Source organism: Roseateles sp. P1_C6, assembly GCF_056406315.1.
Window position 1 is genome coordinate 62,824 of the sequence record NZ_JBFUAK010000009.1, and the last position, 13,693, is coordinate 76,516.

Annotated in this window: 13 protein-coding genes; 3 read left to right on the forward strand and 10 right to left on the reverse strand. The window is 70.1% G+C overall.

All coding sequences use genetic code 11. The annotated features are described in order from the left end of the window. The first annotated feature begins 155 nt into the window (after positions 1-155). A complete protein-coding gene (locus tag AC1D29_RS19915; RefSeq protein ID WP_477900622.1) occupies positions 156-1,361 on the forward strand; it encodes a tetratricopeptide repeat protein in 1,206 nt (401 codons plus the stop codon). On the opposite strand, the gene AC1D29_RS19920 is transcribed toward AC1D29_RS19915, so the two are convergent. Then, on the reverse strand, positions 1,358-1,684 hold the full coding sequence (locus tag AC1D29_RS19920; RefSeq protein WP_477900624.1) for a YkgJ family cysteine cluster protein: 327 nt from the start codon (positions 1,682-1,684) through the stop codon (positions 1,358-1,360). The genes AC1D29_RS19915 and AC1D29_RS19920 overlap by 4 nt on opposite strands. A 59-nt stretch (positions 1,685-1,743) precedes the next feature. Here AC1D29_RS19920 and AC1D29_RS19925 point away from each other — a divergent pair, with 59 nt between their 5' ends. After that, positions 1,744-2,415 carry a cupredoxin domain-containing protein gene (locus AC1D29_RS19925; protein WP_477900626.1) on the forward strand — a complete coding sequence of 224 codons (672 nt, stop codon included), beginning with the start codon at positions 1,744-1,746 and terminating at the stop codon, positions 2,413-2,415. A 3-nt stretch (positions 2,416-2,418) separates the two neighbouring features. Here the strand turns inward: AC1D29_RS19925 and atpE are convergent, their stop codons facing one another. The 9 genes from atpE to AC1D29_RS19970 form a co-directional block, all read right to left on the reverse strand. Further along, complete coding sequence (atpE, locus tag AC1D29_RS19930) at positions 2,419-2,661, reverse strand: F0F1 ATP synthase subunit C (protein ID WP_457427064.1); 243 nt, start codon at positions 2,659-2,661, stop codon at positions 2,419-2,421. Between the two features lie 73 nt (positions 2,662-2,734). Then, on the reverse strand, positions 2,735-4,183 hold the full coding sequence (locus AC1D29_RS19935) for a protein kinase domain-containing protein (RefSeq protein WP_477900629.1): 1,449 nt from the start codon (positions 4,181-4,183) through the stop codon (positions 2,735-2,737). Then, the gene (locus AC1D29_RS19940) at positions 4,180-4,986 is read right to left on the reverse strand and encodes a metallophosphoesterase family protein (protein WP_477900631.1); all 807 of its coding nucleotides are present in this window, start codon (positions 4,984-4,986) and stop codon (positions 4,180-4,182) included. Before AC1D29_RS19940 ends, AC1D29_RS19935 begins: the two co-directional genes overlap by 4 nt. Before the next feature lie 15 nt (positions 4,987-5,001). After that, entirely contained in the window at positions 5,002-7,434 is a 2,433-nt protein-coding gene (locus AC1D29_RS19945) for a spermidine synthase family protein (protein WP_477900633.1), read from the reverse strand. After that, positions 7,431-8,057, reverse strand: coding sequence for a putative 2OG-Fe(II) oxygenase (locus AC1D29_RS19950; protein ID WP_477900635.1), 627 nt, complete (start codon positions 8,055-8,057; stop codon positions 7,431-7,433). Before AC1D29_RS19950 ends, AC1D29_RS19945 begins: the two co-directional genes overlap by 4 nt. After that, a complete protein-coding gene (locus AC1D29_RS19955; RefSeq protein ID WP_477900637.1) occupies positions 8,054-9,013 on the reverse strand; it encodes a HupE/UreJ family protein in 960 nt (319 codons plus the stop codon). Before AC1D29_RS19955 ends, AC1D29_RS19950 begins: the two co-directional genes overlap by 4 nt. Continuing rightward, positions 9,010-9,810, reverse strand: coding sequence for a peptidyl-prolyl cis-trans isomerase (locus AC1D29_RS19960; RefSeq protein WP_477900639.1), 801 nt, complete (start codon positions 9,808-9,810; stop codon positions 9,010-9,012). The genes AC1D29_RS19955 and AC1D29_RS19960 overlap by 4 nt, the downstream gene beginning before the upstream one ends. Positions 9,811-10,012: 202 nt before the next feature. Beyond that, positions 10,013-12,298 (reverse strand): hypothetical protein, encoded by a 2,286-nt coding sequence (locus AC1D29_RS19965; RefSeq protein ID WP_477901110.1) that lies wholly within the window; start codon positions 12,296-12,298, stop codon positions 10,013-10,015. A 117-nt stretch (positions 12,299-12,415) separates the two neighbouring features. Continuing rightward, complete coding sequence (locus AC1D29_RS19970; protein WP_477900641.1) at positions 12,416-12,871, reverse strand: copper chaperone PCu(A)C domain-containing protein; 456 nt, start codon at positions 12,869-12,871, stop codon at positions 12,416-12,418. A gap of 186 nt (positions 12,872-13,057) precedes the next feature. Between AC1D29_RS19970 and AC1D29_RS19975 the strand changes: the two genes are divergently transcribed. Continuing rightward, positions 13,058-13,651 carry a PEP-CTERM sorting domain-containing protein gene (locus AC1D29_RS19975; RefSeq protein WP_477900643.1) on the forward strand — a complete coding sequence of 198 codons (594 nt, stop codon included), beginning with the start codon at positions 13,058-13,060 and terminating at the stop codon, positions 13,649-13,651. Positions 13,652-13,693 lie beyond the last annotated feature (42 nt).

Below are 13,693 nucleotides of genomic sequence, written 5' to 3' on the forward strand. Positions count from 1 at the left end.
TTCACGCGCCGTTCTTGGAGGTTTTTTGTAGTTTTGCTCCGCCTTTTAAGCGCTGCCGCCGTCAGCTGTGGCACGGCGTCGACATCGTCCAAAGCGTGCGGGATGACTCAAGACAGGAGAGCGGGGCGGGACTAAGCTTGTGTCAGGAGACTGACATGAAAAAAATCCGCGCCTCGATCGCTGGACTCGCGCTCATCAGCCTGTTCGGCTGCGCCGTCGAACCCGTGGCGCCGCCGCGCCAGGAGGTGTTTTTGGACTCGGCGTTCAAGCCGGCCAGCGTGCGCATCGACGCGCAGGAAGCGCTCAGACTCAGCCCGGCGATGCAGCGCTTCGCCGACACCGAGATGGCCAGCGAGATCCGCAACAAGGGCTTGCGCGACGGTCTCATCGACGCCCTCTACACCAAGGGCAGGCTGCAACTGGATTACGACAGCGATGCCACGCGCACTGCCTCGGAAGCCTTCGACGCCAAGCGCGGCAACTGCATGTCGCTGGTGCTGATGACGGCCGCCTTCGCCCGCCACCTCAACCTGCCGGTGCGTTTCAACAGCGTCTTCCTGGAAGAGAACTGGACGCGCTCCAACGGCATCTTCTTCGTCGCCGGCCACGTCAACATCAGCCTGTCCCGGCCACTGGCCACGTCCTCACGCGTGACCGTTTTCGGCGACCCCGAGCTGCTGACCATCGACTTCCTGCCGCCCGAACAAGTGCGCCGCCACCGCAGCCGCGTCATCGAGGAATCCACCATCCTCGCGATGTACCTGAACAACCGCGCCGCAGAGGCGTTGACGGTGGGCCAGGTGGACGATGCCTACTGGTGGGCGCGCGCGGCCATCATGACGGACTCGCGCTGGCTGTCTGCCTACAACACGCTGGCCGTGCTGTACCGCCGCAAGGGCTTGTTCGACCGCGCCGAATCGACGCTGCGCCTGGTGCTGGAGCGCGAGCCGCTGAACGTGCAGGCCATGTCCAACCTCGTGCTCGTGCTGAGCGACACCGGCCGGCGCCAGGAGGCACAGCTCTACGCCACCCAACTGGCGCAGATCCAGCCCGTGCCGCCGTACAAGTTCTTCGACGAGGGTGTGGAAGCGATGAAGGCTGGCGAGTTCGCGGCCGCGCGCCAGCTGTTCCGCAAGGAGGTCGCGCGCGCCGCCTATGTGCCCGAGTTCCACTTCTGGCTGGGCCTGGCCAACTGGGGTCTGGGCGACGTGACTGCCGCGCGGGGCGAGATTGCCAAGGCGCTGGAGAACAGCGCCACCAGCCGCGACCGCGAGATGTACGGCGCCAAGCTGGCCTGGCTGAACGAGCTGCGCGAGCAGCAGCGCCGGCGTGAGCCGTTGCGGGGCTCGACAGGGTCCTAGAGCGGCGCCAGCCCGTGCCGCGCGCGGGCCCTCGCGCAGGCGTCATCGCCAATGCCCATGGGCGCGCGCTCGCCGAACTCCCGGCAGGGCGAAGGCCGCCATTCGTGGATGCCGCAGCTGGCCTTCACGCCCACCTGGCCAGTGAACGCCGCGCAGCGCGGCTGCGCGTGGTCGGTGCCGCGCAGGCGCACCAGGCGCCCGGTCAGCGCCACCGCCAGCCCGTCCGGCACGCGGCCGCCCTCGCTCTCCAGTTCGCTGCGGTCGAAGTCGACGCGAAAGCTCGCGCAGCAGGCGCCGCAGCTCAGGCAGGGGTTGTCACTCATCTCGCCAGTGTAGGCAGCGGTGAGACACTGGTTCGGTCCCAGTTCACACCTCACGCACCATGCGCGCCACGCTGATCTCCACCCTGCTGCTCGTGGCCGCCGTGGCCCAGGCTGCCGACCTGACCGTCACCGTGCTGGACCGCAGCGGCAAGCCGCTGGCCGACGCTGTCGTGCTGGTGGACAGCAGCGTGCAGGGCCCGCGCCCGGCGCCCGTCATGGAAGCCAGCATCACGCAGGAGAAGCTGCGCTTCGTGCCCACCGTCACCGTCGTGGGCCTGGGCGCCAAGGTCAACTTCAGCAACCTCGACAGCTGGGACCACCACGTCATCCTGGGCCTGATGGGCGCCGGTGGCGTCTATGTCGACCCGGGGTTGAACACGCAGATGCGGCTGGCCGGCCGCGTGGCGGGCAAGCCGCCGGCGGCGGACAGCAAGACGCTGTCCCAGCCCGGCGCCTACCTGCTGGGCTGCCACATCCACGGTTCCATGCGCGGCCACATCTTTGTCGCCGATACGCCCTGGGCCAAGCTCGGCGGCGAGGACGGCAAGGCCGTGCTGCAGAGCCTGCCCGAAGGCCCCGCCCGCGTGCGCATCTGGCACCCGGACCAGCTCGTCGAAGGCACGCCCACCGCGGTGCAGGTCGCGGCCAACGGCAGCGCGGTGACCGTGCACACGCAGATCGCGCCGGCGCGCAAGAAGCGGCCGGCGGGCGACCCGTATTTCGGCGGCTGAGTCCTAGCGGGCGAAGGGATTCGCCGTCGCGAACCACAGGCCGATGCCGGTGGCGATGATGAAGGCGCCGTCGGTCACGCCCACCGCCAGGAAGTATTTGGTCTGCAGCTCCGGCGCGATCTCGGGCTGGCGGGCGATGCCTTCCAGCAGCTTCATGCTGGCCAGGCCTATGCCCAGGCAGGACCCGAAGGCGGGGATGCCGATCAGCAGGGCGACGGCAAGAGGCAGCGAATCGAAGGCGGGCATCGTTTGGACTCCTTGTGTTGATGACAAGCAGTCTGCAGCGCGGGCCGCGCCGCGTCGATGACCTCCGAGGTCATCAAGTCGCCGCCGGCTCCCGCACGACGGTCACCGTGCAGTCCGACTCCGCCACGACCTGACCCGACACGCTGCCGAGGTAGCGCCGCAGTGCCGACGCGCCGCGCGCGCCCATGACGATGTGGTCCACGCCATTGCGGTGGGCAAAGTCGATGATGGCGCCGGCGGCGTCGGGCGCCTCCAGCACGTGGAAGGTCAGCCGCCCGTCCTCCAACGCCAGCGCCTTGCTGATGGGCCGCGCCCAGTGCTTCAGCGCGATGAGCTGCTTCACGTGCAGGCTCTGGCCGTGCTGGTCGGTCAGCTCGTCGATGCCGATGCGGTTCACGCGCATGACGGACACGCAGGCCAGTCGCGCGCTGGCCTCGGTCTGCACGATGCGGCGCACCGTCTCGCAAAGCTGGTTCAGCAGCTCGGGCGTGGCGTGGTCGACGTCCACCGCCGCCATGACGATGGGGCTGCGGGCCAGTTGCTGGCCCACCGGCGCCGCGGGTTCGGGCTCGGAGCCCAGCGCAAAGAACCAGCGCTTGAGGCGGCGCATCGCCCCGCTGACCTGCAGCTTCTCGGCGCGCGCCGTCAGCGCCACGCCACCGGGCTCGCGCAGGTCCAGCGCCAATTGCGCGGCGCTCTGGTAGCGGCGGTCGGCCCGCACCTCCAGGCAGTGCAGGATGACCTCCTGCAACCACGGCGGCAGTTCCGGGCGCAACGCGCGCGGCGGCACGGGCTCGACGAACAGGCGGCGCCGCAGGCCGCGCACCGAGTCCGGCTGGCCGAATGGCCGCTCGCCGGTGGCCAGGTGATACAGCATGACGCCCAAGGCGAACAGGTCGCTGCGCGGGTCGTTGCGCACGAACTGCACCTGCTCCGGGCTCATGTAGGGCCCCGTGCCCATGGGCAGCGTGAACTCTTCTTCCAGCAGGTCGGGCAGGTGCTCGTGGCGGCTCAGGCCGAAGTCGACCAGCACGGCCGTGCCGTCCGGGCGGAACAGGATGTTGCTGGGCTTCACGTCCAGGTGCACCACATGCTGGCGGTGCAGCGCTGCCAGCGCCGTGGCCACGCGGGCCCCGATGCCGGCCACTTCCTCCGGCGGCAGCGGCGCATCGTCCAGCCGCGGGCGCAGCGTTTCGCCGGGGATGCGCTCCATGACGATGTAGGCCTGCTTGGTCCAGTCGCCGCGCGCGACGAAACGCGGCACGTGCGGGCCGCTGAGCTGCGGCATCAGCATCTGCTCGACCTCGAAGCCGACGATGGTGGCGGGGTCCTCGCCGCCCTTGATGCGCGGCACCTTCATCAGCAGCTCGCAGCCGTCGTCGCCAGCGTCCGTGGCGTCGGTGCGGCTGACGCGCCACAGGTTGGCCATGCCGCCCTGGTGCAGACGTTCCTCCAGCCGGAAGCCGTCCAGCACCTGGCCGACTTCCAGCGGAGCGGGAGGCGCGGCACCGGTCATGCTCATTCGCCGAGGGTGAGGCGGCGCGCCAGGCGATCGGTGATCTGGGCCGGCATCTCCGTCGCGCGCAGCGCGTCGCAGGCGGCCTCGACGTCATAGGCCACGCGCTGGAAGGTGATGCGGGCATCGTCCAGGTCGGACTTGCCCGGGTCCAGCAGCGCGTAGCAGGCCGCCGGGTTGCCGTCGCGTGGCTGGCCGCAGGAGCCGGGGATGGCCAGCCACTGGCGGTGCGCCGGCAGCGGCATGGGCACGCCGGCCACGGGCCGGAAGTCGCCCGCCTTGCCGGTGCCCGACAGGTGAAAGAGCATGGGCTCGTGCATGTGGCCGCACACCTGGATGCGCGCCGGGCTGGCGTGCAGGCTCTTTACCGCTTCGGAGCGGCCTTGCACGTACTCCCAGCCGTTGGGCTCGAAGGCGTTGGCATGCACGAAGAGGACCTGGCCGGGCTCGCCATGGGCTTGCAGCGGCAGCCGGGTCAGGAAGCGCAACTGGTCTTCATCCAGCTGCGAGCGGGTCCAGTCGACAACGGCGCGCGCGTCGGGGTGCATGCCGGGCGTGCTGCCATGAGCCACCGCCTCGTCGTGGTTGCCCTGCACGGCGATGGCGCCGTCGCTGACCATGGCCATGACCTGGTCCAACACCCAGGCCGGGTCGGCCCCGTAGCCGACAAAGTCGCCCAGCAAGGCATAGCGTGTCGCCCCCTGGGCTTTGGCATCGGCGAGCACGGCTTCGAAGGCCTGTCGGTTGGCATGAATATCGGTGATGAAGGCCCAGCGCATGGGCCCGAGCTTGCCACGAAGGACTGACACCGGCCCAACACGGGTTCAGGGGGCGGCGAGCTCGGGGCGGATATCGGCTAAGGATGACAACAGGCGTTGCGCGCCGCCCGGGTCGCGTGGTGCCAGGGCTTGCGCCAGGCGGCGCAGCGGTTCGGCAGCCGGCTGGAAGTCGGGGCTTTGCCTGAGGACGGCCAGCAGCGGCTGACCGACGCGGGCCAGCATGACGGCGGGGTCGGCGCTGGGCGTGGTGCGGCCGCCCAGCGCCAGATAGCCGCGCCGAGCCTGGGTGTAGGCGGTCAGGCGTGCGGCCAGCGCCGCGTCCGGTGCGATGAGCAGCGTTGCCGCGTCGACGTCGACTTGAGCGAGCAGCGCCAGCAGGCGGTCGCGCGGCGCGGCGTCGGGCGCGTAGGTGACGCGTGGCGCGCGGTAGGCCACCCAGGGGCGGTCATCGGTGTTCAGCGGCGCGCCGGTGGCCAGGCGCTGCAGCGCGGCGTTGTCGGCCACGAAACTGCCCAGCACGGCGAAGTCGTCAGCCAGGCCGAAGCGCGCGGCCAGCTCGGGCTTGATGCCGTTGGGCTGGAAGCGCGTGCCGCCGGCGCGGCCGACCAGGCCCACGGTGGGCGTGTCCAGGCTGTTGCTCGCCAGGATCGCGGCGCCATCGGGGAAGGCCTGCAGGAAGGCGCCCGAGATGCTGCGCAGCGTGGCGATGTCCAGCTGGTGCAGCGGCAGCCATTGGCAGAACAGGCCGTGGGCCGTCAGTCGCTCGCGCACCGCGTGGAAATGCTCCACCGTGTACAGCGCACCCGAACCGCTGCGGGCCGGGTGGAAGTTGTCCGACACGATGACGTCGTAGCGCTGCGTGGCCGTGCGAACGTAGCGACGCGCGTCGGCGGCGTGCAGGCGGGGCAGGGGACCGTCGCCCAGCGTCGGGCGAAACAGCGCCGAGGCGGTGATGACCTCGGGCAGCAGCTCGACCGCGTCGACCTGCACGCCCGGCACCTGCGCGGCAACACCGGCCGTGACGCCCGAGCCCAGGCCCAGGAACAGCGCCCGCTGCGGCGCCGGGTGCAACAGGAGCGGCAGCAGGGCCTGGCGGCCGTCGACCAGCAGCGTGGCGCTGCTGCCTTCCTGCTGGCGGTTGTTGATGCGCAGGCGCGCGACGCCGGCCCCGTCCTCGACGACGCTGACTGCCGCCATCGCGCCGTCGCGGTAGCTGAGCACGCGGCCGCCCTCGGGCACGTCGATGAAGGCCAGCGGCGGTGCCAGCAGCGCGAGTGCCGCCGTGGCCGCCGCGGGCAGCCACCAGGCCGGACTTCGCCAGGCCGGCGCCAGCGCCAGGTAGCCGGCCACCACGAGCAGCAGCGCGAGCTTCGGGCCCAGGGCCGGCGCCAGCGCGACGCCGAACAGCGGCGCGGCCAGCATCGCGCCCAGCGTGTTGACACCCAGGGCGCGGCTGAACGGGATGCCGGCCTCGGCTGCATCGGCGCTGAGCTGGCAGAACAGGGCGCCCATCAGCAGCGTCGGCAGCGCGAAGGCAGCCACGGCGAGCAAGGCCTCGGTGGCCAGGGCGGCGGCCAGCGTCTCGGGCTGCAAGGCCTGCTTGATCGCCTCCGCGCTCCACAGCGCTGCCATGCCGAGCAGGATGCTCAAGGCCAGCGCCTGCAGCAGCCTCGGCGTGTTGCGAAGCCGCTGCCAGCGCGCAAAGGCCGCGGCGCCCAACGCGCTGCCGGCCAGGTAAACGGCCAGCAGCAACGCGAAGGTGTAGACCGTGTCCTCGGCGACCTGGCTCAGCACGCGCACGGCCAGCACTTCGTAGGCGATGCCCAGCAGGCCGGTCAGTGTCAGCAGCCACAACGGTCGGTTCGATGACGGCCTGGCCGGCGTGACCGCGGGCGAGGCTTGCAACGCCAACCCGGCCCATGTCGCGCAGCCGAGATTGAGCGCGACGCACAGGCCGGCGCTGCGCGTCAGGCCCCAGTCCGGGATCAGCCAGAACGCCGTGGCCAGCACGCCGATGACGGCGCCCAGCGTGTTGGCGGCGTACAGCGGCGCCACGCCGGCGCTGGCGATGCGGGCCATGGCCGGCAGCGTCGCACCCATCGCGGCCGTGGCGGGCAGCAGCAGCAAAAAGCTCGCGCCAAAGGCCACGCACCAGTGCCACAGCGGCGTCGCATCCGGCCCGATCAGCGCCAGCGCGGCGTTGCTGGCCGCGGGCATCGCCACCATCAGCACCAGGCCCCACGCGCCGATCAAGGCCTCACAGCCGGCATACCAGCGCAGCGGCTTGTCGCTGGCCTCGATGCACCGGCCCAGTGCCAGCGCGCCCAGCGACAGGCCGCCGAAGAAGGCGGCGACGACGGCCAGCACGGCGGCCGACTCGTGGCCCAGCACCAGGCCGAATTGCTGCGTCCAGACGACTTGGTAACCCAGCCCGGCAAAGCCGGACGCGGCCATCAGCGCAAGGGCCAGCCCGCTCAAGCGTTGAAGCTCAAGGTGTAGCCCCAGCTCTCCAGCCGCGTCGGGATCGCGTTGAAGGCCAGGCTGATGCGGCGCCCGCCGGCGTTGGGCGGCACGGCGTGCATCAGGTAGCTCGGGAACAGCACCAGGTCGCCCGGGCTGGGCGCGGGGCTGACCCATTTCTCGGCGTTGTAGGGGCCGGTCGCCACGCCGGCGTGGTCGTTCTTCAGCGCGAAGTCATGGCCGCCGGGCGACTTCATGAACACGGTGCGCGCCGAGTCGTCGGTCTCGGTCAGGTAGACGACGCCGGACGCGAAGCTGTTGGCGTGGTTGTGCATGGCCTGGCGGCCGCCGGTGTCCAGCACGTTGACCCACATCTCCTTGATGGCCCAGCCCAGCGTCTCGCCGAACAGCAGGCGGCCGAACTCGGCGATCTTGGGCGTGAGCAGGGCAGCAGCCTGCACCAGCAGCGGGCTGTCGGCTGGCTGCAGCATGCGCGTGTGGGAGAGCGCGTCGGAGCTGTTGTTGGCTTGCAGCGCGCGGGTGCTGAAGTGGTCCACCAGCGCGTTGACCAGCGGCCGCGGCAGCGCGCCGGGCACACGCAGCAGCGGCACCGGGAACAGGCCGATCACCTCATCCGTCATGCCAGCACCGCCGCAATGCGCAGCCACGACCAGTAGGCTGCCACGCTGCCGATCATGTAGAGCAGCACGGTGCGCAGCCGCTGCGCGGCCGGCCAGCGGCTGCTGAGGCGCCACAGGCACCAGCAGACACCGACGGCCATCAACTGGCCCAGCTCCACGCCGACGTTGAAGGTCAGCAGCGCAACGAGCAGGTGGTTCTCCGGCAAGCCGATCTCCTTCAGCGCACCGGCAAAGCCCAGGCCGTGCACGAGGCCGAACAGGAAGGCGACGACGGCCGGCCAGCGCCGCGCCAGCGTGTCACGCTTGTGCAGCGCCTCGACGGCCACCAGCACGATGGACAGCGCGATGCTGGCTTCCACCGGCGCCGAGCGCAGCGTCAGCCAGCCCAGCGCGCTGCTGGCCAGCGTCAGGCTGTGCGCGGCCGTGAAGGCGGTGATGGTCCAGACCAGCCGGCGGCGAAAGCCCACCAGGAACAGCAGGCCGACGACGAACAGCAGGTGGTCGATGCCGCCCAGGATGTGCTCCACGCCCAGCAGCGTGTAGGCGTTGGCGATCTCGCCCATGCCGCGTGGGTCGTTGGCCGCGCCGTAGAGCTGCACCGTGGGCTGGGACTTGGTGAGCGTGTAGACATGGCTTTCGCCGTCCTGCCAGATGACCTTGACGATGGCCGCCGAGTAGCGCTCGCCGACACCCTTGACGAACATCGCGCCCGACAGGCCTTGCTCGCCGCAGCGCAGCACATTGCCCGCGACCGCGCAGCCCTGCGGCCAGACGGGCGTGAGGTCCTGCGCAATGGGCCGCTTCTCGCCGGCGCCCCACTGCCAGAGGAATTCGCCACGCCGCGTCTCGCGCAGCTGCAGCTCGGCCATGCTCATCTCGTGGGCCGAGCCCGGCAGCGCGGCGGCGGCCAGCGCGAGCAGAAACGCTGCGCGCAGCCAGTTCACGAGGCGCTTCATGGCGCGGGCGCCTCGACCTTGATGGTGTACTTCCTGGCCAGCTGGGCGACGGCGGCGCTGCGCTGCTCGGCCAGCGTCGCGTCGGTCCAGTCCTGCTGCACGATGTTGCGCAGGGCTTCGAAGTTGGCGGGCCGGGCAGGGCTGGCGCTGTCCAGGCGCACGGCATGCCAGCCGGCGCGCGATTGCAGGGCCAGCCACTGGCCCGGCGTTGCAGCCTCCAGCGCTTTGGCGAAATCCTCGCCATAGCTCTGCAGCAGATTGCCGTGCGGCCGGCCCTTGAAGACGCGCAGGCCGGCCTTGGCGTCGCCCGGCGTGCCGGTGTTGAGCATGTCGACGAAGGCGCGCACGGCGGCCTCGCCGGCCTCGCCGCCGAGCACGGCTTCCTGGAAGTCGAAGCGGGCCGGTTCGTCGTACTTGGCGCGGTGCTTCTCGAACCAGTCGCGCAGTTGCTCCTGGGTGGCGGGCGGCAGCTTGGTGCCGCCGTCGACGACGCTGAGCGCCTTGAAGATGACGCGCTCGCGGATGGCGGTGTCGCCCTTGTCGAGCTGCAAGACCAGGCCTTCGCGGTAGAGCACCTCGTTGTCCAGCCAGACCTTGCGCAGCGCGGTCATTTCCTCGGCATTGGGTTCCTTGCCGCGCTGCGCCTTGAACAGCTCACGCGCCTCGGCGTCGACCTCGGCGCTGATGAGGATCTCGTTGGCCTCGCCCGTGCCGCGGTTGACCAGGCGGTCGACGCCGAACAGCAAGGCGCCGAGCAGCAGGAAGTGCAGCAGCGGTTCCCGGACCCAGTGAGGCAACGGGGGACGGGATCGGGTGGGCAGGGAAACGGGCGGCAGGACGCTGGACATGGTGGCGGCGGAGTGAGCCAGCGATGCTAGGCAGCAAACAAGACAGGACGAAGACAGGCGGCGCGGGCCAACCCGTCGCCGTCAGATGGAAAAAGGGTGCCGCATCGCTGCGGCACCCCTGGGACGGTCAGGCCTCAGGCTCGCGGGCGGATCACTTCACGCCGGCAACGGCGGTGGAGTTCGCCACTTCGACGTAGATCGGGTTGCTGTAGAACCACAGGTCGGACCAAGCGGCCACGTCGTACGACACGGCCTTCTGGCCGGCGATCGGGCTGGCGCCCGTGGCCGTGGCCAGGTGGGCCGGGCAGCCGTTGATGGTGCCGTTGGCCTGCTTCCATTCGACGCCGTTGGCCGGCACGTTGTTGCCCACCGTCGTGCAGGGGATGCGCAGCATGGCCGTGTTGCTGGCGTTGGTGAAGATGTCAGCCAGCGGGTTGCCGTTGGCATCGGTCTCGTAGGGCACGGAGGCGGGCAGGTTGCTGCCGCGCAGACGCACGTACTGCGAAGCCTGGACGGCCGGGATGCGGAAGCTCATCTTCAGGAAGACGGTGTTGTCCACGCCCGACTGCACCTGGGTCCACGCCGAGCTGCCGTTGCCGCTGAAGGTCTTCAGGATGGCGGCCGTCGTGTTCTTGGCGGCAGCCGGCACGGCGCCCAGGCCGGTGGTGTCACCGGTGGCCGTCAGCCAAGCCGTGTTGCGCGGCCATTCGCCCGAGTAGTCCGCTGCGCCCGGCGTCTTGTAGCCGGTGACCATGCCGCGGATCAGGTCGACGTGGTCCAGCACCGGCTTGTTCAGCGGCTGGTTGACGCCGATCTGGGCCAGCGACGGGTTGGGGAAGCTGTAGGGCGAGAAGTTCGCGCCTTCCGGGTCGCGCAGCACGACGGCGACGACGATCTCGGCGCCCGGGCGGGCCGCGAGTTTTTCACCCATGGTCGCGCAGCCGGCCTTGTCGATGTCGGTGCCATTGGTGGCGGCAGCGATGGCCAGCGCCTCGACGGCGGCATTGCTGCGCGCGCCGATGCCGGGGTAGGACGTGCAGGCGACGAAGGCCAGGCGGTCGATCAGCTGACCGGAGCTGGAGTAGGCGTTGCCGGTGCGCAGGCCGTCGACGATGGTCTGCGGGCGCAGCTTGTCGGCACCGTTGCGGACCATGGCGTAGGTGCGCTGGTATTCGCCCGGGTAGAAGTCCTGCGTGGAGCGGCGGTCATCGGGGCTGAAGCTGCCACGGTTGTGCCAGTCGGAGCTGGCGAAGAACCACCAGTTGCGACCTTCACCCAGCAGGGCGTCCCAGACGCCACCGACCTGGCCGGCGTAGACACCCGTGCCACCGTAGGTCGTGCCGCCGACGGAGTCGACCAGGCCGACACCGCTGCCGAAGTTGTTGCGGTTGACCTGGTATTCACCACGGTTGGCCGACGCGCCGTGGCCGGGCTGCGACTCGAAGCCGAAGGCGACGTTGGGCGCGGCGTTGTTGAAGTTGCGCAGGTGCTCGATGTTGAAGCCGTTGTTGCCGTTCGGGTTGAACGGGCCGGCACGCTCCAGGTGGGCCGGCACGTAGTAGCTGCCCTGGCCATGGAAATTTGCCATCCACTTCAGCGCTTCAACGGTCTTCAGATGGCCCTTCTCGCCGGTGCCCGTGCCACCAGGCTGGAGCAGCTTCTTGGCGGCGTCGTTCCAGCCCAGCGCTGCGGACGTGGAGTCGGCGCTGGCGGCGTTGCTGCAATTCCAGTTGTTGCCGATGGCCGAGCCGGTCACGTTGCCGCGGCTGGTGTCGGTGTCGCCGCGGTCGAAGCAATAGGACCATTGGGCCAGCGCGTTGGCGTTGCCAAGCGCCGTGTAGCCGGGCGTCGTGGGCATCGTGGCGCTGTCCAGCGCAACCGGCATCTGGCCGGTGATGACGGACATCGAGCTGTGCTCGTGGCCGGCGACGACCGACTCCAGGCCGATGAACAGCGGCAGGTTCTTGGAGGCCGCGAGGTATTCGACCACCTGGTACTGGTACTCCTGCAGCGACTGCCAGCGCCACATGTTGCCGGTGCCGCCCACGCCGCCGCCGGTGCCCTTGAGGTTGGCCGCACCGATGCTGTTGGCCCAGGTCGTCGTCGGGCCCTGGCCGGCGACGAACGGGTAGGCGGGCGTGGACAGCGTGGCGTCCTCGACCAGCGTGCAGTTGCGGTTGCCGTTGCCGCCGTGGCCAGCTTGCACGAACCAGTCCAGACCCCAGGGCGTCTCGGTCTTGTCGGTGACCTTCTTCACCAGCTTCTGCATCGAGATCGCGCCGTCCGAGCAGGTGGTGTGGTTGTGGAAGTCACCGGCCACGTACTTGCCGGCCGTCTTGCCGGCGGCGGTGGCCAGGTTGGGCGCAATGACCGCAGCGCTGCCGAGCGCCGCGAGGGCGGCCAAGGCGAGCTGGCTCTTGCTGAAGAAATGATTCATGGGGTGCGGCTCCAGGACTTGTTTGGGGTGGGCGTGAAACGGGGCGGATGCTAGGAAGCGGTCGTGACCCTGGCGTGACGGCCATGCGACACGGCGTGGGCCGAAACGCGTGCCGGCTCAGCGCAGGCCGGCGTAGTCGACGTTGAGCGCCGCGTCGACCGGTCCGGCGGACTCGAAGAGCAGCCGCAGCGGGAAGCTGCGGCCGAGCTGCAGGGGTTGCTGCAGGTCCAGCAACTCGATGTGCAAGCCGTCCTCGGCGAGCGTCAGCGTCTCGCCCTCGCGGATCAGCAGTGACAGGGCTTGCCCCTTCTCGGGTGCACCCGCGCCGGCCAGCCTGGCCCCCCCAGCCACGGGGGTCTCGACGCCGATCAGCCGGTCGGTCTTCTGCACTTCGTCGAAGCGCATGCACAGCCGGGCGGTGTCGGCATCGACACGCGTGGCACGCGTCCACGGGTGCCAGATGCGCAAGTGGCTGCTGAAGAACTCGCAGGCCTGCGCCGGGCGTGCCAGGCCGAGCAAGGTGCCGCCGGCGGCGAGCAGCAGATGACGGCGGGGCAGGGCGCGTGGCGGCATGGACGGGACGGGCGGACGAAGACGGCGACCATGGCAGCGGCCAGTGACAGCGCGGTGACGAGCGCCGAACGGCGGCACTTTGACTTGGGGGCGTCACGCAGTTGTCGTCTTCGCCGAACACACTGCGCCCCGACTCAAACGTCGCGGCCGTCGCCGCCCAACCACTCAAGCTCTGGAGTTCACTCGATGAAGCTCGCCACCCTCGCCCTGGCCCTCGGCCTGGCCTCGCCGGCCTTCGCTGCCGCCCCCCTGTCCGTCGACTTCGAAAAGAGCTGGGTCTACGGCACCGACATTGCCGACGCCTATGCGGCCGATGGCGTGACCTTCACCAACGTGCTGGGCGTGTCCAACAACGACGGCCTGGGCAATCTGCCCAACGGCGACTACTACGCCGGCGCACCATCGATGCTGGGCACGGCCTTCGCGCAGCTCGGTGGCGACAACACGGCCGCCTACATGAACGTCGCCGGTGGCGTCACCGGTGGCCTGAGCTTCTACTACTCGTCTCCCGAAGCCGTGACCGGCGCGATCAAGGCCTACTCCGGCTTGAACGGCACCGGCACGCTGCTGGGCACGATCAGCCTGAGCGCCAACTCGGCCGACTACACGGCCTGGAACAAGGCCGTGCTGAGCTTCAGCGGTACCGCCCAGTCCTTCGACCTGACCGGCACGGCCAATCTGGTCGGCCTGGACAACATCGCCGCCGTGCCGGAACCCACCAGCGTTGCGCTGCTGCTCGCGGGTGGCGCGCTGCTGCTGGCCCGCCGTCGCCGCGCCTGATCGGCACGCGCCAAAAGAAAAGCCGGCTGTTGGCAGCCGGCT

What these genes read in the sequence shown, in the direction of transcription:
- AC1D29_RS19915 (WP_477900622.1), top strand. Translation starts at nt 156, where the DNA reads ATGAAAAAAATCCGCGCCTCGATCGCTGGACTCGCGCTCATCAGCCTG.
- AC1D29_RS19935 (WP_477900629.1), bottom strand. Translation starts at nt 4,183, where the DNA reads ATGAGCATGACCGGTGCCGCGCCTCCCGCTCCGCTGGAAGTCGGCCAG.
- AC1D29_RS19965 (WP_477901110.1), bottom strand. Translation starts at nt 12,298, where the DNA reads ATGAATCATTTCTTCAGCAAGAGCCAGCTCGCCTTGGCCGCCCTCGCG.
- AC1D29_RS19950 (WP_477900635.1), bottom strand. Translation starts at nt 8,057, where the DNA reads ATGACGGATGAGGTGATCGGCCTGTTCCCGGTGCCGCTGCTGCGTGTG.
- AC1D29_RS19970 (WP_477900641.1), bottom strand. Translation starts at nt 12,871, where the DNA reads ATGCCGCCACGCGCCCTGCCCCGCCGTCATCTGCTGCTCGCCGCCGGC.
- AC1D29_RS19925 (WP_477900626.1), top strand. Translation starts at nt 1,744, where the DNA reads ATGCGCGCCACGCTGATCTCCACCCTGCTGCTCGTGGCCGCCGTGGCC.
- AC1D29_RS19955 (WP_477900637.1), bottom strand. Translation starts at nt 9,013, where the DNA reads ATGAAGCGCCTCGTGAACTGGCTGCGCGCAGCGTTTCTGCTCGCGCTG.
- AC1D29_RS19920 (WP_477900624.1), bottom strand. Translation starts at nt 1,684, where the DNA reads ATGAGTGACAACCCCTGCCTGAGCTGCGGCGCCTGCTGCGCGAGCTTT.
- AC1D29_RS19975 (WP_477900643.1), top strand. Translation starts at nt 13,058, where the DNA reads ATGAAGCTCGCCACCCTCGCCCTGGCCCTCGGCCTGGCCTCGCCGGCC.
- atpE (WP_457427064.1), bottom strand. Translation starts at nt 2,661, where the DNA reads ATGCCCGCCTTCGATTCGCTGCCTCTTGCCGTCGCCCTGCTGATCGGC.